The following is a 19,522-nucleotide window of genomic DNA, read 5'->3' on the forward strand; positions in this document are numbered from 1 at the left end:
AAAGGGGAATCACACATGAAAAAGCTTTTAAATTGGACGAAACGTCCTTCTATTTCTAAAAAATTAATTTTCTCATTTATATTCATTTTAACAATTCCGATCTTGGTTCTTTCGGTTACTTCATATTTTACGGCAAGCAGCACGCTCGAGGATGAGATTTTGAGAAGTGCGAAAGACAATATCGATGAACTGAACGACATCATTCAGCAAGATATCGGCAGCAAGGAGACTTCCATTGCGTATTTCAGCGAATGGATTGATCAAAAAGCGTACAAAGAGAAAGGCCAGACTGCCATTAAACAACGGTTTGAGCAGTTTGCAAAACAGAATCCCGACGTTGAACTCGTCTTCACCGGATCGGAAGATAGTGTTTACGCACAATATCCGAATGCTCCATTGCCTGACGGGTATGACCCGGTAGAACGCGACTGGTATAAACAGGCTGTCCAGGAAAAAGGGAAAACGATTGTAACTGAACCTTATGAGTCTGCATCAACGGGGCATATGGTCGTCACGATCGCCAAGCAGAATAAAGACGGTTCTGGCGTAGTCGCCCTTGACTTGAACATTGACAAGCTGATCAAATCGGCAAACACCATCAGCATCGGGAAAACCGGCTATGCATTCATCATCGGCGAAGGGAAAACGTATGTCGCCCATCCGAAAATTAAAGCCGGCACAGAAGCAGAAGCTGATCTGACAGAGCAAATGTTCAGCAAAGAGAGCGGCTTGTTCACCTTTAATGAAAAAGGAAAAGAAAAGAAAACGGTCTTCACGACAAACAAACTAACCGGCTGGAAAATCGGCGGAAAGATGAATACAGCGGAGATTAAAGACGCTGCCCAGCCCGTGCTTCACATGGCAGTCATGACATTGGCGGGCGCAATTATTCTGGGCGGCATCCTTGTTTACTTTATCGTCCGCGCGATCAGCAAGCCTTTAAATCAACTCGTCTCTTCTGCAAAAAGCATCAGTGAAGGAGATCTGACACAAAAAATCGATGTCCGCTCCAGAGACGAATTCGGCCAGCTGGGCACAAGCTTTAACGAAATGGCTGACTCATTGCGCTCGCTGATCAGCACGATTCAGGAATCGGTCGACAATGTGGCATCTTCTTCAGAGCAGCTGACGGCAAGCGCGGACCAGACAAGCAAAGCGACGGAGCACATTACATTAGCGATCGAGCGGTTCTCAAGCGGCGCTGAAAGTCAAAGCGAAAAAGTCGAAGCGAGTTCCCTGCGGCTCAGCCAAATGAATGACAAGCTGAATGAAATCGCAGGCGTATCAGAATCGATTACAGAATCCTCGGGTAAATCGACGGAAATTGCCGAAACAGGCGGAGAGCTTGTCCAACAAACCGTCGGGCAGATGAATTCGATCGACAGATCCGTCAGACAGGCCGAACAGGTTGTCAAAGGGCTTGAAGCGAAATCGAAAGATATCACCGCGATCCTGCGCGTCATAAACGGAATCGCCGATCAAACGAATTTACTGGCGCTGAACGCCGCCATCGAGGCAGCGCGGGCCGGCGAATCAGGCAGAGGCTTCTCGGTTGTCGCTGAAGAAGTAAGAAAGCTTGCGGCCCAATCAGCAGGATCGGCAAAAGAAATCGAAGCGCTGATTCAGGATATCGTCAAAGAAATCGAACATTCGCTCAACATGTTCAAGTCGGTCAACCAAGAAGTACAGTCAGGACTCGAAATTACGGAAGAAACGGAATCGAGCTTTAAACATATTTACGACATGACAAACGAAGTCGCAGGCAAGCTGCAGACAATGAATGCCGCCGTAGAGCATTTATCAACAGGTTCTCACGAAATTTCCGATGCGGTCGAAGAGATCGCCGACGTATCGCGTGAAAGCTCTGCCGGCATTCAGGACATCGCTGCTTCAGCGGAAGAACAGCTGGCTTCCATGGAAGAAATCAGCTCATCCGCTGCAACGCTCGAACAAATGGCTGAAGAACTGCGCGACTTAACGAAAAAGTTTAAGATTTGATGAAAAGAGGCTGCTGGTCAGCCTCTTTTTTTAGTTCTATTTTCAAGAATTTTCAGAAATGATTTTTAAAGTTTTTTAATATGCAAAAGTAAATGAAAGGTCCGATATTAGTTTCATAATCTAGAAGCTAAAGGAGTTATATCAAATGAAAAAGGTATTGGACTGGCTTAAACGTCCGTCTATCTCAAAAAGGCTGTTTTTCAGCTTTATATTGGTTTTAACTTTGCCGATTTTGGCCTTATCCTATAGTGCGTACCAGACGGCGGGAAGCTCTCTTGAAACGGAAATCATGAGAAGCGCGCGCGATAATGTTGAACAGCTGAATGAGATCATAGACCAGAATATCGGGAAGAAAGAGCAGGCCGTCTCCTTTTTCAGCGGCTGGGTGAATGAAAAGCTATATCAAGAAAAAGGGAACACATCATTTGTAGAAAGATTCGAGCAGTACGCCAAGCTGAATCAGGATGTGGAAGCGATCTACACAGGTTCAAAAGACGGCAAGTTCATCCGCTATCCCGCTGAGAAAATGGCGAAAGGCTATAACCCGGCGGATAGGGACTGGTATAAGCAAGCCGTTGAAAATAAAGGAGAGGTGATCATCACAAACCCTTATAAAACGGCGTCAACCGGAACGACGGTCATTACGATTGCAAAGCAGACGGAGGACGGCTCAGGGGTCGTTGCCGTTAACATGAAAATCGATGAGCTTATTAAAGCGACAGAGCGCGTTAACATCGGAAAAAGCGGCTTTGCGTTTATCTCAAGCAAAGACAAAAAATATGTTGCCCATCCAAAGATTGAAGCCGGAACCGAAGGCAAAGGCGACTGGGTTGCACAAATGTACGGCAGTGAAAAAGGTGATTTTCAATATACATTTGAAGGAAAAGAAAAGAAAATGGCTTTCACGACGAACAAGCTGACCGGCTGGAAAATCGGCGGAACGATGTTCACGGATGAGATATCAGATGCCGCCCAGCCCGTCTTCCACATGGCGATCATCATTTTGGCAGCGGCGATCGTGCTCGGCGGCATTCTTATCTACTTTATTATCCGCGGAATCAGCAAGCCGTTAAGCGAGCTCGTGTCATCCGCAAAGAGCATCAGCGGCGGCGACTTAACGCAAAAAATCGAAGTCCGTTCAAAAGACGAATTCGGTCAGCTCGGTACAAGCTTTAATGAAATGGCCGAATCGCTGCGCTCTTTAATCAGCGTCATTCAATCATCAGTTGACAATGTAGCTTCTTCATCTGAAGAACTTCATGCCAGCGCGGCGCAAACAAGCAAAGCGACTGAGCATATTACAATGGCCATTGAACAATTTTCTGACGGAAATGAAAGCCAGAAAGAAAAAGTGGAAGCAAGCTCGCATCAGCTGAATGAAATGAACAACGGGTTATATGACATGTCGAAAACATCAGCGTCGATTACTGATGCGTCGCTGAAATCGACTGAGATTGCCGGCAAAGGGGAAGAGCTAGTTCAAAAGACGGTCGGCCAAATGAATTCGATCGATCGGTCTGTCAAGCAAGCGGAAGCGGTCGTCAAAGGACTTGAAGCCAAATCCAAAGATATCACAAGCATTTTGCGCGTGATTAACGGAATCGCCGATCAAACGAATTTGCTGGCGCTCAATGCCGCGATCGAAGCGGCAAGGGCCGGGGAATCGGGCCGCGGCTTCTCGGTAGTGGCTGAAGAAGTCAGGAAGCTCGCCGCACAATCCGCCGGCTCGGCGAAGGAAATTGAACACTTAATTCAGGAAATCGTCAAGGAGATCGACAACTCCCTGAACATGTTCAAATCGGTCAATCATGAAGTACAGTCAGGACTTCGAATCACCGACGAAACAGAGACAAGCTTCAAAACGATTTACGATATGACCAATGATATCGCAGGCAAGCTGCAGACAATGAATGCCGCTGTCGAGCAATTGACGCAAGGTTCCCGCCAAGTCGCGGGCGCGGTCGAAGAAATCGCGGATGTATCGAGAGAAAGTTCGGCAAGCATTCAGGACATCGCTGCTTCGGCCGAGGAACAGCTTGCTTCGATGGAAGAGATCAGCGCATCCTCCACGACATTGGCGGAGCTGGCTGAAGAACTGCGTGATTTGACACAGAAATTTAAAATTGAATAGCTTTAAAACATCCGGTTTTCCGCCGGATGTTTTTTTAGTTATTTTAGACTATGAAAAGTTATAAAATCCATATAAAAACTTTTAAAAGAATCCGATATTAGAAATATAACAGAAAAGAGGAGTCAACAATTATATGTTAAATATTGTCAATTGGGTGAAGCGTCCCTCCATTGCAAAGAAATTAATTCTTTCATTCTTACTTATATTAACCGTTCCAATCATCGTCCTTTCCTATAGTGCGTATCAAACGGCAAGCAGTACGCTTGACGGAGAAATCATGGACAATGCGCGCGAAAACGTTAACCAGCTGAATGAAATCATCAATCAGAATATCAGCCAGAAAACAAACGCCATGTCCTATTTCAGCGGGTTCATTAAAGAAAACTCTTTTAAAGGGAAAGAAAGCAATGCTTTAAAAGTGAAATTCGAACAGTTCGCCAAGCTCCATCCCGATGTTGAAGGGATCTTTACCGGATCAAAGGACGGGAAGTTCATCCGCTACCCGGATCAGGAGATGCCGAGCGGATATAATCCGGTAGAGCGGGACTGGTATAAAAAAGCCGCCGAACACAAGGGTGAAGTCATTATTACAGACCCTTACAAAACGGCGTCAACCGGAACGATGGTTATCACCATCGCCAAGATGCATGAAGACGGCTCCGGCGTTGTCGCCGTCAATATGAAAATCGAAGAGCTCATTAAAGCGACAGAACGCGTCACAATCGGGAAAAAGGGCTATGCCTTTATCACCAGCGCCGATAAAAAGTTTGTCGCCCACCCGAAACATGATGCGGGCTCAGATGTCGAAGGCAGCTGGGCGGAAAAGGTATATGCCAATGACAAAGGAACATTCAAATATACGCTTGACGGCGAAAAGCAGATGGCTTTCGCGACCAATAAGCTGACCGGCTGGAAAATCGGCGGAACCATGTATATCACTGAATTAAAAGAAGCATCACAGCCTGTGTTGAATGCCGCTCTGATTACGTTGGGCGTCAGCATCATCATCGGCGTGCTTCTCATGATTCTCATCATCAGATCGATCACAGGGCCGCTTCGCGAACTCGTTTCCTCTGCGAAAAGCATTAGCGGAGACGACCTGACGCAAAAAATCACTGTCCGTTCAAAAGATGAGATCGGACAGCTCGGAACAAGCTTCAATGATATGGCTGAATCGCTGAGTTCTTTAATCAGCGTCATTCAGACATCAGTTGAAAACGTTGCTTCTTCGTCAGAGCAGCTGACCGCGAGCGCGGATCAGACAAGCAAGGCGACAGAACATATTACATCTGCGATCGAACAATTTTCAAACGGAAATGAAAGCCAAAATGAGAAAGTGGAAATCAGTGCGCAGCAGCTGGCTGACATGAACAGCCGATTGCATGAAATGTCCAAAGTCTCAGCGTCGATTACAGAATCATCCATTCAATCGACGGACATTGCCGGTACAGGCGGAGAGCTTGTTCAAAAAACGGTCGGACAGATGAATTCGATCGATCATTCCGTTAAACAGGCTGAATCCGTCGTGAAAGGACTTGAAAGCAAATCAAAAGACATTACAGCGATCCTGCGGGTGATTAACGGCATTGCAGACCAGACGAACTTGCTCGCATTGAATGCTGCAATTGAAGCCGCAAGAGCCGGTGAAGCCGGAAGAGGGTTTTCTGTAGTTGCCGAAGAGGTGCGCAAACTGGCTGAGCAATCCGCGTCATCGGCAAAAGAAATCGAAGCGCTTATTCAGGAAATCGTCAATGAGATCGGAAAGTCGCTGGACATGTTCCAGGACGTCAACCGTGAAGTGCAGTCGGGACTCACCATCACAGATGAAACAGATACAAGCTTTAAACAGATTTATGACATGACAAACGAAATCGCGGGCAAGCTGCAGACGATGAATGCGGCAGTTGAAGAGCTGTCAGAAGGGTCACAGCAAGTCGCGGGAGCGGTTGAAGAAATTGCAGACGTATCGCGTGAAAGCTCAGGAAGCATTCAAGACATCGCCGCTTCGGCTGAAGAACAGCTCGCTTCAATGGAAGAAATCAGTTCTTCTGCGGCTACGCTTGAACAAATGGCTGAAGAACTGCGCGATTTAACGAAAAAATTTAAGATTGACTAAACATCAGGCTGCCGGCGATCCGGCAGCCTTTTGCGCGGGAAAAGCATTTTTTTTAAAGGAACGGGGAAGGGTATAAATAGGTTTAAACAGACTGTCATCTATCGTACACTGGTTGTATAGGAGGGGATCAATCATGCGATTGGAAGGCAAGAAAGTGATCGCGCTTGTCAGCGATGAATTCGAAGATTTAGAACTGTGGTATCCAGTTTTAAGGTTGAGGGAAGAAGGAGCGATCGTACATTTCATTGGTGAAAAAGCGGATCATGAATATAAGGGCAAATACGGCGTGCCTGCTGTCTCCGATTATGAGCTGAAAAGCGTGAACATTGAGGAATACGACGCAGTTCTGGTTCCGGGAGGCTGGGCGCCTGACAAGCTCAGAAGATATCCCGAGGTACTGGAGATGATCCGGTGGTTCAACGAAAGGAAGAAGCCCATCGGACAAATCTGCCATGCCGGCTGGGTGCTGATTTCTGCAGGAATATTGGAAGGCAGGAAGGTCACAAGCACACCGGGTATCAAAGACGATATGGAAAATGCCGGAGCCATATGGGTGAATGAAGCAGCGGTTGTCGACGGCCATATCGTGTCAAGCCGCCGCCCGCCGGACCTGCCGATCTATGTCAAAGCCTTTGCCGATCTTTTGGCGCAATCCTAAAACAGATGAGCCGCCCGTTCATTCGAGTCGAGGCGGCTCATTTGTTACTTTTGATCAGCGGGGAAAACGAGACCGATCTGTTTGCGCGCTTCATCCATGACCGCCAAGGTGTCTATAGAGCGTTCAAACGTATTAAGCGAAGACTCGATCCGCCCTAGTTTGATTAAATTGATGAATTCCTCTGTTTCATAAAACATGGCCGGTTTGTCATCAGGCAGCGTAAGATGTTCAACCCGTCCGTCCCGATAGCGGATGTCGACTTTTTCGGGGCGGTGGATTTTATCGATGATGATAGAGCCTTCTTCTCCTTGAATTTCAGCCGGGATGAAGGAATTGGAGATTTTCGAGTGCATCAAAACAGCTTCGTGTTCCTCGTATTTTAACAGCACTGTTCCTTCACCGTCCGCCCCTGACTCAAGGATCAGCCCGTTAGCTTTGACTTCGAGGGGCTTGCCGAACAGGACGATCGCGGGATGAACGCAATAGACGCCGATATCCATCAGGGAACCGTTCGATAAAGCCGGATTAAATGCGTTTAAGACGGTTCCGTTTCTATAGGCGTCATAGCGGGAAGAGTATTGACAGTAGCTGGCTGTAAAACGGCGGACTTTGCCGATTTTGTGCAGGTTGCGTCCGATGTTTATAAAATTCGGAAGAAACGTCGTTTTCATCGCTTCCATAAATGTTACGCGGTGTTCCTGCGCTGTTTTTATCATTTCTTCAGCTTCTTTGACATGGGACGCAAGCGGTTTTTCGCACAGGACGTGTTTTCCGCTTTTCATGAATGTGCCGGCCTGTTCTTTATGTAAAGAGTTGGGACTTGCGATATATACGGCATCAATAACATCGCTTTCAGCCATTTCTCCGATATCGGTAAAAACCGCCTCGGCTCCGTATTTTTGTGCGAATTCGCGTCCGCGCTCTCCGGTCCTTGAATATACCGCGGTTAATTGAAAATCTTCGATCAAACGGGCCGCCTCAAGAAACCGGTCGGTAATCCAATTTGTTCCGACTACCCCGAACCGTATCATGTTATTTTCCCCTTTCGTTGTAGGATATGTTTATTATACAGTGTTTTCTTTTGCCGGCGAAAGACAAAAAGCCGGAAACATCGGCGTATATGTATATCATCAACAGACGTTTGCAAGCGGAAAAAAAGACCAATAGCAATGGTTTTATTTTTAGTATGAGGGGTAATAGTGTACAATTTAATTTATAAAACCAACGTTAATGGAGGATCGCCATGGACTCTTTGCATATGTGGGGCGGCAGATTTAAGAAGTTTTTTTTAGACAATAAATTCGTCCTGTTTCTGCTCGTTCTGCTCTTGATCGGATTGAACATCCTTGTATTTACAAAAGCATCGTTTATTTTTACGCCTTTCATCGTCCTTGTGGAAACCATCGCTCTGCCTGTCGTGCTGACAGGTGTCGTTTATTACTTGTTAAATCCGATCGTTGATTTTCTAGAGCGGAAAAACGTGAAAAGAATTTATTCGATTCTTCTTCTCTACATTGTGATCATCGGTCTGATTACGATTTCGATCGTCTCTGTTATCCCGCTGTTAAGGGAACAGATCATGAGCCTTGTCGATAACTTCCCAAGGTATGTCCACATTGTGGAAGACCAAATTAAACAGCTGATCGGAAGCCAGTTCTTTAATCAGGTTCAGCAGACGATGAACATCAATCTGACCGATTTGGCAAGCAAATTATCCGATCAAGCCACCACCATTTTAAACAGTACGTTTACCGGAGTGGGAACGTTCATAGGCGCCGTGACAGAAGTCGTGATTTCGATTGTGACTGTGCCGTTTATCCTGTTTTACTTATTGAAAGACGGTAAAAAACTGCCGCTGTTTATTCTAAAACTCGTACCGGTCCGCTTGCGGGAACAGACGTATGTGATGATGTCGGAGATGAATCACCGGCTGAGCTCGTATATCAGGGGGCAGATCATCGTCAGCTTCTGTATCGGCTGCCTGTTGTTTATCGGATATATGATCATCGGTCTTGATTATGCTTCTCTTTTGGCTCTTGTAGCGGCGTGTACGAGCATCGTTCCGTATCTCGGCCCGACGATTGCGATTACGCCGGCAATCATCATTGCCCTGGTTACTTCTCCGTTTATGCTTGTGAAGCTGATCATCGTTTGGACTGTGGTGCAGCTGTTTGAAGGAAAATTTATTTCGCCGCAGATTATGGGAAAAAACCTGCACATCCATCCGGTAACGATCATCTTTGTGTTGCTGACGGCAGCCAAGATGTTCGGCGTGATCGGCGTCATTCTCGCCATCCCCGGCTACGCGGTCATCAAAGTGGTTGTCACGCATTTGTTTGAATGGTTTAAACAGCGTTCACACCTTTATGAAAAAAATGAAGAAGTCTGAATCCCGCTTGCATAATCGGCTTTTAAAAGCGATATAAATAGTTTATTAGAGGACAAGTTTTAAGGAAGCGAAAGGAATGACATATGAACATTTGGGATATTTTTGTCGCCGTCATACTCGGAATTGTTGAAGGATTAACCGAATATGCCCCTGTTTCGTCAACAGGGCATATGATCATTGTTGACGATCTCTGGCTGAAATCGAAAGAACTGCTTACGCCGGAGGCGGCGAATACCTTTAAAGTCGTGATTCAGCTCGGCTCCATCCTTGCTGTCGCCATCGTATTTAAAGACCGGATTCTCAATCTTTTAGGCGTGAAGAAAAACATTACGGAAGAGCAGAAAACGGGAAACCGCCTTTCCATCGCCCAAATCGCTGTAGGCCTTGTTCCCGCCGCTGTGCTCGGATTTTTATTTGAAGACTATATTGACCAATACCTGTTTTCGGTACGCACTGTTGCGGTCGGTCTCATCGCCGGTGCGGTGCTGATGCTCGCAGCCGACTGGATCAACCGGCGCAAGGACACGACAGATTCGGTTGACCGGATGACGTATAAGCAGGCACTCGGTATGGGGCTGTTTCAATGTCTGGCGCTCTGGCCGGGCTTCTCGCGCTCGGGTTCGACGATTTCGGGCGGGGTTATGCTCGGCTTGAGCCACAGAGCGGCCGCCGATTTCACCTTCATCATGGCGATTCCGATCATGATGGGAGCAAGCCTGCTCTCTTTAATCAAAAACTGGGCCTATTTGAGTGCAGACCTGTTTCCTTTCTTTATTGCAGGGTTTATCAGCGCTTTTATTGTCGCTCTTTTTGTCGTCCGTTTTTTTCTCCGGCTGATCAATAAGATCAAGCTTGTCCCGTTTGCCATCTACCGAATCGTTTTAGGGCTTCTACTGTTCATTTTGTTTCTGTAAGAGTAAAAATACGAACCGATTTCCAGTTGGAAATCGGTTTTGTTATGGGTAAAAAGAATGATATCCTATTATTTCCCACTGTAAAACTGCCTGCCAACTTACTATACTAGTAAGAGGGAGGAGATATAGAATGTTTATTTTCGCATGTTTATTGATTATTTTAGGCTTCATGCCGATTTTATATAAAGCGAACCACAATACAAAAGATGTGAAAGTCAACACGATTTCGGTCGAGCGCGTGCAGGCGCCCGCTTTAAAGAAAAAGCTGAACATTCTTCATCTGTCTGATCTTCATTTAGAAAACATTTCGATTTCACCTGAAAAGATTCTTGAACTTGCCAATAAAAAACGAGTGGATCTCATTGCTTTAACAGGAGATTTTCTTGATAGGAAAAGAAATATTCCAAAGCTTGCAAACTACTTAAAAGCTTTGAAAAAACTGAAGCCGGCCTATGGAATGTACGCTGTATTCGGCAACCATGACTACGTATTGAAAGGCGAACACTTTCGGAAGCTGAAACGTACGCTGGAAGATAACGGATGCATCACCTTGCAAAATCAGCATGTCTCCATTGAAATGGAAGGCGAGACACTCAACATTATCGGGATTGATGATTACAGTACGAAACGAAGCGATATCGCCGGTTCGTATAAAGGGCTTAAAGAAGGGTACAACCTTGTATTGACGCATGATCCGAACGTTGTGCTTGATATGCAAGAATTTCACTTTGACTATCTTCTGTCAGGGCATTTTCACGGCGGTCAGATTCATTGGCCGAAGCCTTATCATCTCGTGAAGATGGGAAAGCTTGTGCGAATGAATATGATCAAAGGTCTTCACTATCATCATGACAAACCGTTTTATATCAGCGAGGGATTGGGTCAGACGGGGGCGAACATCCGCATCGGAAGCCGTCCGGAAGTGACGTTCCATCACATTTCATAAAAAGAAGAGGCTGCTCCTGTTTTTGGAGATCAGTCTCTTTTTTGGTTATTTTTGAAGGTAGGACTTCAACAATTTTTCTTTCGAGATAAACAAATATTGGGAAGGGGGGATTTTACGAAAAGAAAATTGCTTTGTTGTTAAATATAAAATCGGAATTTGCGTCAGCTTCTTGAAGACTCTGTAAAACTGGTTTGCGGGCTCCACCGCTTCAAAACCGAGCCTCTCAACTCCTTTATGCAGCGTAGTGATGCCGATGATGCCTTTAATTTGGTCCGACCGGTGATGATTTTTGACATATTCGGCCAAGATCGGCATTGAAAAGTACGCCTTTTGATAAATGAGAATGCCTCTTCTGACAGCGCTCTCAATATTTTGAAGCTCCTTGATCAGCTTAATATTGTGCAGATGAATTTTGATCAAAACATCGTTCTTCTTAATAACCGTCCCATCGCTTAACACCACATCGATCCCTTTGTATCTTGTGAGACGGACGCGAAAAATGCTCGTTTTCGTTTGATCAATGAGTGTCAGTCTTGAAAAAAAATAATAAAACGGGTCAATTACACTCCAAATTGACAAAAAACAGTTTCTCAAGTCGTCACTTTCCTTTCCTGAAAAAATACACTTATATTTTGGCTGGATATTTGAAAAATATAAATGGAAAACATTTTTCTTCTGAAATGGAGGATGGAGATGACAAAGATTCTGATTTTCCCTTTTTTAAGCATTTCCACCGGTCATCATCACGTTGCCGATTCGCTGCAGACAGAACTGCTCCTCAAATCCCATCACTGTGAAAAAATCGACATTTTTTCACATGCTTATCGGCGGCTTGAAAAAGCTTCCTCTGCGACATATTTGTCATGGATTCAGTATTTTCCGAAAGTCTACAGCTCGGTCTATCATCTCCTGGCGTGCGGGCGCCATGAAACGGCAAAGCGCCACCTCTTGTATGAGCTGATCTTTTTGAAAGGCATGCAGCAGATTATTGCCGAAAAAAAGCCTGATATCGTGTTCTGTACGCATGCATTGCCCTCCTATTTGCTGAACCGCTTAAAAGGCCAATTTCCCGACATGAAAGTGGTCAATGTATATACCGATTTTTTCGTCAACCGAATTTGGGGAAGAGAGAAGATTGATTATCATTTCGCACCCATCAAAGACATCAAAGACCAGCTGATCGCAGAAGGCGTTGATGAAGAAAAGATTATTCTGACCGGAATACCCGTGCACCGTTCCTATAAAACGGAGACAAAGCCTGGGCAGCCCGGTGACAAAAAAGCGCTTTGCAACATCCTCATAACCGGCGGAAGCATGGGGGTGGGCGGCATTTTTAAGCTCGTGCGGGAGCTGTCGCCGAACGGGGATGTCGCATACCAAATACTATGCGGAAAAAACCGAAAGCTCTACCGGTATGTTCATGATTTAAACAATCCATATATTAAAGCGCTGCCTTATATCGAAAGCAAAGCTGAAATGAACCGCTTATACGGGGAGGCGTCGGGCATTATTACGAAGCCCGGCGGCGTCACGATCAGCGAGTGCATTGAAAAACAGCTCCCTGTCTTCATCTATCATGCGCTGCCCGGCCAGGAAGAGATGAATCTTGATATCCTGAAAAAGAAAAACCTTGTCATCGAATTGAGCCAGCAAAAACAGCAGCCGATCGAACAGCAGCTGCTTTCCTTTTTCCGTTCGGAAGAAGACATCAGACGCTATCAAATGAGCGTTGGCCAATATTTGCGCGAAAAATCGGACCGGGATATCAGCGACATTTTAGACGGGATCATTCATAACCGGAGCGGTTTAGGGAATGCTCACGTATAAGGAAGGAGGAAGAACGATGTCTGAGAGCCGCAAGAAATCAGTCGTCATGTTGCTGATCGATTCATTAATGGATAAACCGCTCAAAGAAGCCGTGAAAAACGGACAGGCTCCTGGACTGCAATATTTGCTGGAAAACGGGCGGTATGTGCCTGATGTGATCAGCCCTTTTCCGACGATGTCTGTCAATGTTGACAGCACATTGCTTACAGGGGTGTACAGCGACCGCCACAAAGTGCCTGGCCTTGTATGGTACAACGCGAAGGAAAAACGGATCATCAATTATGGCAGCCATATTCGAGAGCTTCTGAAATTAGGCATCAAACAATCCTCCAGAGACGTCTTTTACAATCTGAATCAGGTTCATTTAAGCCAACAAGTGAAGACGCTTCACGAAGAGCTTGATGAAAAAGGAATTGAAACGTGCTCGATCAATGCGCTCTTGCACAGGGGGAGCCGGGACGGCTATTTACAGGTTCCCTTTCTTTTTTCAATGATTTCCGGATTAAACCAGTCAGTCAAAATCAACGCATCCCAGCTGTTTTCGTACGGCGGTTTTTCCAAAGTGAATCCGGCCAACCGCTCGCTTTTCAAAAAATTCGGTTTTAACGACCGATTTTCAACCAATGAATTGGTCTATCTGATCCGAACAAACAAAGTACCGCCTCTTGCACTCGTCTATTTTCCCGATCTCGACCAGCATGTACATAAACACGGGAGGAACGACGCAGCGGGGGTGGCGAAAGCCGACCGGCATGTTCAAAAGATTTTAGACAGCTTTCCGTCATGGAAAGACGCTTTAAAGGATCACATTTGGATCGTGATGGGGGATAACGGACAGGCCTGGATCAACGGCAATAAAAAAGAAGCTTTGATTGATTTGAGAAGCCTTTTGGACGCCTTTCGCATTGTGAAATTAAAGAAAGGCGTGACGGACGATGACGACATCGTTCTTGCCGTTAACGAAAGAATGGCATTTATCTATTCGCTCGATAAAGCGAAGCTTCCGCTCAATAGAATCGCAGACATTCTGCAAAAGGATGAGAGGATCGACATCATCAGCTGGAAAAATGAAACGGATTCAATTGAGGTCGTTTCAGGGGAGCAGCACGGGAAGCTCACATTTCGACCAGGAGGCAAATGCACGGATGAATTTGGACAAACGTGGACGCTGGAAGGGGATCTAAACATTCTCGATTTGACGGATGAGCGGAACAGCCTTACTTACGGAAAATTTCCTGATGCGCTGGCCAGACTGTACACTTCATTTTTTTCGCATGAAGGTGATTATTTGATCGCCAATGCAAAGCCTGGATACGAATTTATCGGCGAAGGGTCGCCGACGCACGTCGGAGGAGCCAGCCACGGTGCATTGCATAAGCAGGACACCCTCGTCTCCATGATCATCACCGGAACCGATACAAAGCCGGCATACAATCGTCTTGTCGATATAAAAGAATGGGTCCTCGACTTAGTCAAATCACAAGGAGCGGGGGAATGACTAAAGCCCCCTCCCCGCAATTATGACGGCTGTCTGATGCCTTTAACAAATGCTGCGAGCGCCGAAGCGATCATCACAAATAGTGAAACTGTTTTTATGATCGCCTGTAAGAATGCATGTTCTACGACGATATTGGAGTGCACACATAAAGCCAAAATAAATATGGCAATCAATGAACCGTATTTTTCCCCCACAACTGTTTCTCCTTTCGGGCCGTCATCCTCCAAAGAACAGGTCGAGAATGTTTCCGGCGGTTGAAGATTGTTTATTGTACAGCTCCGAATACCCGCAGTTTTTGCAATAAACGACGAGAAAACGGTTATGCTGCACATCGAACAGCTTTGACAGGCCGGTTCCGGTCGTCGCGATTTCTTTTTGCCCCGCATCTGTGCTTCCGCACTTGATACATCCTTTATGTTCACGCATGGCGCTTCTCCTTTCATGATGTAAAATCCAACCAAGTTCATTATAATGGAATGTTCTTCAAAAGAAAATATTTCTCAGGAAATGATCAGTTGGAGGAGGAAAAATAGACTGATTCCTTTTGCTTATAAAAAGCCTTGATGTCCGGTGGTTTTATTTTTTTGGCGCAAAAAACAATCCTTTTAACCTATTCATTCGTCTAGGACCATCCTGTAAGATAAACCTATTTTAAAGATTAACTAACAAAGCAGGTGTGCCAAATGAAAAGACGAACAATATCGTTTCAGTTGAACGATGATAAACATATATCGAACTTTAAAAAAAGACTGTACTCCACTATCCTTGGCGGAATTATCGGTGATGCGCTGGGCGTCCCTGTGGAATTTAAAGCTAGAAACTTAAATATCACTGGAATGACAGGGTACGGGACTTATAATCAGCCGCCTGGAACATGGTCAGATGATACATCACTTACTTTGTGTTTAATGGAGAATCTGATCGAAGAAAAAGATGAGACCGAATTGATGAAAAAGTTTGCTGCGTATCGAGAAGGGTATTGGACTCCATACGGCATCATGTTTGATATTGGCAGAGCCACTGATGATGCAATCGAGCGCTTCAAAAGGGGCGTTCCAATTGAACAATGCGGCGGAGCATCTGAGTTTGATAATGGAAACGGGGCATTGATGAGAATATCTCCGTTGGCTTTTACACTATGGAACGAACCCGATTTTTCAAAAAGGCAAGCTGAGATCGAACGGTGGGCCTTTATTACACATCGCCATCCCCGATCTACGCTGGGATGCATCATTTATATAGAATTCTTAATAAACTTATTTGATCATTCTCCTAAAGAGGCATATAAACAAGCTGTTCATTCTTGTCTGGAGAATTTGAGAGGAACCAAGTATGAAAATGAGTTTTCTGCGTATAAGAGGATACTCAATGATGACATTGCGACTGTTAAAAGAGAAGACATCATGTCAGACGGCTATGTCGTGCATTCTTTAGAAGCGGCATTGTGGTGTTTCCTCAATTCAGCCCGTTATTCTGATGCCGTATTGGAAGCAGTGAACCTGGGGGAAGACACAGATACAATTGCCTTTATTACAGGTACGATGGCTGGAATGTATGATCAAATGGAAAGCATCCCGGAAGAATGGATCGCGGCCTTGGCAAGGAAAGAAGACATTCTGGATTTGTCTGAAAGGTTTACTCAGTTCTGCTTTGAAACATCAGAGCGATAGATTGTCTATGTGAAAAAGAAAATGCCGGCTAACAGAGCATTTTCTTTTTTACATCAAAAACCACTTGCTTTTCTCCAAAATTCCATCTATAATAAATCATGTCTTAAATATACGGGGCATTAGCTCAGCTGGGAGAGCGCTACACTGGCAGTGTAGAGGTCAGCGGTTCGAGCCCGCTATGCTCCATCTCGGAAACCCTTGATACACCAAGGGTTTCTTTTTTTTGTGATTTATAAAAATCGACTCGAAATGAGTTGTTGGCTAACCTTTCAGTGACCGATACCGATGTTTTTAGAAACTGTTAAGTATGTTGATTAATTTAATTCATTAAAAAGGGGTAATTTCTTTATCCTTTCTTTCTGAATTACCCTAAATAATTTTTTAATCTTTCTAAACCTGTTTTGAGCTCATCCAGTGATTTTGTAGAAGAAAGGGCAACACGCAGGTACTTATTAGGTGTTGTCGAACCGCTGAGAAAGCGGTCAGAATGAAATACACGAATTCCGTGTTTTTTCAGATCTGTTTCCATCTGTAACCCATCATTAAGATTTTTGATGGAAAGCCAGCGATAAAAGCTTAAAGGATGTCCATTCAGCTCTTTTTCTGGAAAATACTCCGAATAAATATCATTTGCAGACTGAGCAAGCTGTTTTTTTCGAGAAACAATGTCATGCGCCTTTCCTGATAAGATCAGTTCTGTTACCACCTCTGCATCAAAAGAAGATGTTTTCACATTAATGGTAAAAATAGCCTGGAGGATTTTCTCACGTAATGCATCCCCATAGGCGATATAGGCTACTCTTAATCCTGAACAGATTGACTTAGAAGTGCTGCAAATATAAACGCTTTGTTCTGGAAGCAGGTTGAACATGGGCTCCTGATAATCAGAGATCATGCCTGCGGTCATAAATGCATGAATATCATCCTCAATCAATAGTAAACGATGCTTGCGGATGACTTCCGCGATTTCTTTCTTTCTAACATCTGACATCATAATAGTAGTCGGGTTACAGCAAGAGGGTATCAGAAAAATGCCATGAATATTGAGTTGCGTACACTGCTTATCAAGCTCGTTTGGCAGCATTCCATATTCATCTCCAAGAATCGGCACTAGCTGAATCTGGTGCATTTTTGCCAGATCAATAAAGTTTGAATACGTATATAAGTCAGTTGCAATTCGATTTCCTGGCTCAAACAATGCGGTCAATGAAACGGCCAGCGCATTTTGGGCACCGGAAACAATTGAGATATGCTCTTGGTCCGTTTGAATGCCGAGCGATTTCATCCAGTTGAGTCCTGCCGTCTTTTGATGCGGAATGCCGGTTGGATCGTTGTAATTGAGTAACTGCTCTAAATAATGTTTATTCGTAACCTGTTGAATCGCCTCAGCTACAATTTCATTGGTTTCTTCAAAAGAGGCAACCAAACCAAGATCGATACAGTTAGTCATTTTATCTCTAGAAATGGTAATAGAACGAGCGGCGCTAGGAGAAACGAAAGTTCCTTTTCCAGTGACCGCATAAATCAGCCCCTTAATCTTACACACTTTATAAGCACGGGTGATTGTAGTGAAGTTTAAGTCAAGAAAGTCAGCCAATTCCCGTTGCGGCGGCAGTTTTGTACCAGGCGCTAAATAGCCGTTTTTTATATCCTCTTCAAGCAAAGTTGCGATTGATTCATAAAACGGACGCTTCAATGCCTTCCTTTCAGGTTTCCAAGACATTGGGTAATTGTCGAATGAGTTTACTGGCATAATACACCTCCATTATCTAATGTCTAAACAACATATCTATCATGTGAAGCATCTAGTAATGTACTTATTTATTATACAAAAGATAATTGTAATCCATACAATTATCTAGTTTATTGTTTGGATTTCATGTGCTAAATTATAATAAAATTTTTCATTCGAGGTGTGAATTGTATGACAGAAAGAAATCAAATATGGGCTGCATTTCGTTGGGCCTTCCCATATACGATTCCGATTTTAGCCGGTTTTTTGTTTTTGGGAATTGCTTATGGAATCTTTATGCATTCTTTAGGGTTTAGCGCAATTTACCCGATCATTATGAGTTTTACGATATTTGCAGGGTCTATGGAGTTTGTTGCTGCAAATTTTTTACTAAGCGGGTTCAATCCGTTTAATGCTCTTTTATTAACGTTAATGGTGAATGCCCGTCATCTATTTTATGGAATTTCCATGTTAGATAAGTACAGGGGAACTGGAAAGAAAAAGTTTTATCTGATTTATGGAATGTGTGATGAATCTTTTTCTATCAATTATACAGCTGATGTACCAGCGAATGTTGACAAGGGATGGTTTATGTTTTTTGTGACGCTGCTTAATCATCTATATTGGGTCGCAGGAGCAGCAATCGGAGGAATTTTTGGATCTTTTGTAAAGTTTAATACTGAAGGGCTTGATTTTGTCATGACAGCACTCTTTATTGTGATTTTCATAGAACAGTGGATGAAAGAGAAAAAGCACCACAGTGCTCTCACAGGACTTGGGCTTTCAGCAGCCAGTCTTATCATTTTTGGCGGAAACCAATTTATGATTCCTGCTATGCTTGCCATCTTAGGTGTGCTCACCGTTCTGAGAAAACCATTGGAGAAAGCTGAGGTTTCCGTATGACGATGAGCATAACGCAGCAAATGATCACCATTGCCATGGTAGTGCTTGGAACAATGCTGACAAGGTTTCTTCCATTTATGATTTTCCCGTCGGGCAAACCGACACCGAAATATGTACAGTATCTTGGCAAAGTGTTGCCATCAGCAGTAATTGGACTTCTGGTTATTTATTGTTTTAAAGATGTGAGTTTAATTTCTGGAAGTCACGGTATCCCTGAATTGATTGGGGCAGCTGCAGTTGTACTGCTTCACTTTTGGAAGAAAAATATGCTCCTCTCCATAGCAGGAGGAACCATTGTCTATATGATGTTGGTGCAAGTCATTTTTTGATCACACCGATTCCGATTTGTGAAAATCAAGGAGGCTGCGAATCGTGCAAAAGAAAACAGACGAGCATCAACTCTATGAACAAAACCATGAATTTTTAAGCAAGTAGAGAATCATCCGCACGCACAGTCGTTAGGAATTTGAATCCACGCAACGGAATCTGATTTTATGTAATGAATTTACAAAGGGAAGCGGCTGAAATAACTGAACTGGATTTTTAAACTCCATTGCTTCACTTATGACCATTCCCATATCTTCAATTTGGGACATGTCGAGCACCGGCTTTTTCACTTTGTTCTGGCTACTTTCTAATTCGTAGAGCAGGGGACATGCTTTGGCAGCATCATAGCAGACCATTTCTGTCATCTATCATATTGTGAATCTCCCCAAAGATGATGATGTGAGAACTTTTGT

At 44.4% G+C, this 19,522-nt stretch carries 17 protein-coding genes, 1 tRNA gene and 1 pseudogene; 13 read left to right on the top strand and 6 right to left on the bottom strand.

Features of this window, described 5'->3' with window-relative positions; genetic code table 11:
- The first annotated feature begins 15 nt into the window (after positions 1-15).
- From tlpB (BTA31_RS23850) to BTA31_RS21100, 4 genes are all read left to right on the top strand, one after another.
- The gene (tlpB, locus tag BTA31_RS23850; RefSeq protein WP_076794091.1) at positions 16-1,998 is read left to right on the top strand and encodes a methyl-accepting chemotaxis protein; all 1,983 of its coding nucleotides are present in this window, start codon (positions 16-18) and stop codon (positions 1,996-1,998) included.
- Between the two features lie 145 nt (positions 1,999-2,143).
- The gene (gene tlpB, locus BTA31_RS23855) at positions 2,144-4,129 is read left to right on the top strand and encodes a methyl-accepting chemotaxis protein (protein WP_076794030.1); all 1,986 of its coding nucleotides are present in this window, start codon (positions 2,144-2,146) and stop codon (positions 4,127-4,129) included.
- A 133-nt stretch (positions 4,130-4,262) separates the two neighbouring features.
- Complete coding sequence (tlpB, locus tag BTA31_RS23860) at positions 4,263-6,245, top strand: methyl-accepting chemotaxis protein (RefSeq protein WP_076794032.1); 1,983 nt, start codon at positions 4,263-4,265, stop codon at positions 6,243-6,245.
- 133 nt (positions 6,246-6,378) lie between these two features.
- Positions 6,379-6,903, top strand: a complete 525-nt coding sequence (locus tag BTA31_RS21100) for a type 1 glutamine amidotransferase domain-containing protein (RefSeq protein WP_076794034.1) — start codon at positions 6,379-6,381, stop codon at positions 6,901-6,903.
- Between the two features lie 44 nt (positions 6,904-6,947).
- Here the strand turns inward: BTA31_RS21100 and BTA31_RS21105 are convergent, their stop codons facing one another.
- Positions 6,948-7,934, bottom strand: coding sequence for a Gfo/Idh/MocA family protein (locus BTA31_RS21105; protein ID WP_076794037.1), 987 nt, complete (start codon positions 7,932-7,934; stop codon positions 6,948-6,950).
- Positions 7,935-8,146: 212 nt separating this feature from the next.
- Here BTA31_RS21105 and BTA31_RS21110 point away from each other — a divergent pair, with 212 nt between their 5' ends.
- The 3 genes from BTA31_RS21110 to BTA31_RS21120 all read left to right on the top strand — a co-directional run bounded on the left by BTA31_RS21110 (position 8,147) and on the right by BTA31_RS21120 (position 11,152).
- Positions 8,147-9,292 carry an AI-2E family transporter gene (locus BTA31_RS21110; RefSeq protein WP_076794039.1) on the top strand — a complete coding sequence of 382 codons (1,146 nt, stop codon included), beginning with the start codon at positions 8,147-8,149 and terminating at the stop codon, positions 9,290-9,292.
- Positions 9,293-9,375: 83 nt separating this feature from the next.
- Positions 9,376-10,206: an undecaprenyl-diphosphate phosphatase gene (locus tag BTA31_RS21115; protein WP_043927731.1), complete on the top strand. Its 831-nt coding sequence runs from the start codon at positions 9,376-9,378 to the stop codon at positions 10,204-10,206.
- Between the two features lie 130 nt (positions 10,207-10,336).
- Complete coding sequence (locus BTA31_RS21120) at positions 10,337-11,152, top strand: metallophosphoesterase (protein ID WP_043927729.1); 816 nt, start codon at positions 10,337-10,339, stop codon at positions 11,150-11,152.
- 45 nt (positions 11,153-11,197) lie between these two features.
- On the opposite strand, the gene BTA31_RS21125 is transcribed toward BTA31_RS21120, so the two are convergent.
- Positions 11,198-11,746 (bottom strand): YkoP family protein, encoded by a 549-nt coding sequence (locus BTA31_RS21125; RefSeq protein ID WP_043927727.1) that lies wholly within the window; start codon positions 11,744-11,746, stop codon positions 11,198-11,200.
- Between the two features lie 99 nt (positions 11,747-11,845).
- On the opposite strand from BTA31_RS21125, the gene BTA31_RS21130 reads away from it, so the two are divergent.
- Together BTA31_RS21130 and BTA31_RS21135 are read left to right on the top strand one after the other, a co-directional pair.
- Positions 11,846-12,979, top strand: a complete 1,134-nt coding sequence (locus BTA31_RS21130; protein ID WP_076794043.1) for an MGDG synthase family glycosyltransferase — start codon at positions 11,846-11,848, stop codon at positions 12,977-12,979.
- A 16-nt stretch (positions 12,980-12,995) separates the two neighbouring features.
- Positions 12,996-14,477 (top strand): alkaline phosphatase family protein, encoded by a 1,482-nt coding sequence (locus tag BTA31_RS21135; RefSeq protein ID WP_076794045.1) that lies wholly within the window; start codon positions 12,996-12,998, stop codon positions 14,475-14,477.
- Positions 14,478-14,497: 20 nt separating this feature from the next.
- Here BTA31_RS21135 and BTA31_RS23125 read toward each other — a convergent pair whose 3' ends face one another.
- Together BTA31_RS23125 and BTA31_RS21140 are read right to left on the bottom strand one after the other, a co-directional pair.
- A complete protein-coding gene (locus BTA31_RS23125) occupies positions 14,498-14,671 on the bottom strand; it encodes a hypothetical protein (protein WP_165569714.1) in 174 nt (57 codons plus the stop codon).
- A 22-nt stretch (positions 14,672-14,693) separates the two neighbouring features.
- Positions 14,694-14,903 carry a zinc ribbon domain-containing protein gene (locus BTA31_RS21140; protein ID WP_003184724.1) on the bottom strand — a complete coding sequence of 70 codons (210 nt, stop codon included), beginning with the start codon at positions 14,901-14,903 and terminating at the stop codon, positions 14,694-14,696.
- Between the two features lie 257 nt (positions 14,904-15,160).
- On the opposite strand from BTA31_RS21140, the gene BTA31_RS21145 reads away from it, so the two are divergent.
- Both BTA31_RS21145 and BTA31_RS21150 read left to right on the top strand, forming a co-directional pair.
- Positions 15,161-16,147 (top strand): ADP-ribosylglycohydrolase family protein, encoded by a 987-nt coding sequence (locus BTA31_RS21145; protein WP_076794047.1) that lies wholly within the window; start codon positions 15,161-15,163, stop codon positions 16,145-16,147.
- Between the two features lie 113 nt (positions 16,148-16,260).
- Positions 16,261-16,333, top strand: a tRNA-Ala gene (locus BTA31_RS21150).
- A gap of 178 nt (positions 16,334-16,511) precedes the next feature.
- Here the strand turns inward: BTA31_RS21150 and BTA31_RS21155 are convergent.
- Positions 16,512-17,900, bottom strand: coding sequence for an aminotransferase-like domain-containing protein (locus BTA31_RS21155; protein WP_076794050.1), 1,389 nt, complete (start codon positions 17,898-17,900; stop codon positions 16,512-16,514).
- Between the two features lie 171 nt (positions 17,901-18,071).
- Here BTA31_RS21155 and azlC point away from each other — a divergent pair, with 171 nt between their 5' ends.
- Positions 18,072-18,782 carry an azaleucine resistance protein AzlC gene (azlC, locus tag BTA31_RS21160; protein ID WP_076794052.1) on the top strand — a complete coding sequence of 237 codons (711 nt, stop codon included), beginning with the start codon at positions 18,072-18,074 and terminating at the stop codon, positions 18,780-18,782.
- Complete coding sequence (locus tag BTA31_RS21165; RefSeq protein ID WP_043928485.1) at positions 18,779-19,111, top strand: branched-chain amino acid transporter permease; 333 nt, start codon at positions 18,779-18,781, stop codon at positions 19,109-19,111. The genes azlC and BTA31_RS21165 overlap by 4 nt, the downstream gene beginning before the upstream one ends.
- A gap of 129 nt (positions 19,112-19,240) precedes the next feature.
- Here the strand turns inward: BTA31_RS21165 and BTA31_RS23470 are convergent.
- Positions 19,241-19,455: pseudogene (locus BTA31_RS23470) on the bottom strand (YolD-like family protein).
- Between the last annotated feature and the right edge of the window lie 67 nt (positions 19,456-19,522).

The organism is Bacillus haynesii (assembly GCF_001969855.1).
Taxonomy (GTDB): domain Bacteria; phylum Bacillota; class Bacilli; order Bacillales; family Bacillaceae; genus Bacillus; species Bacillus haynesii.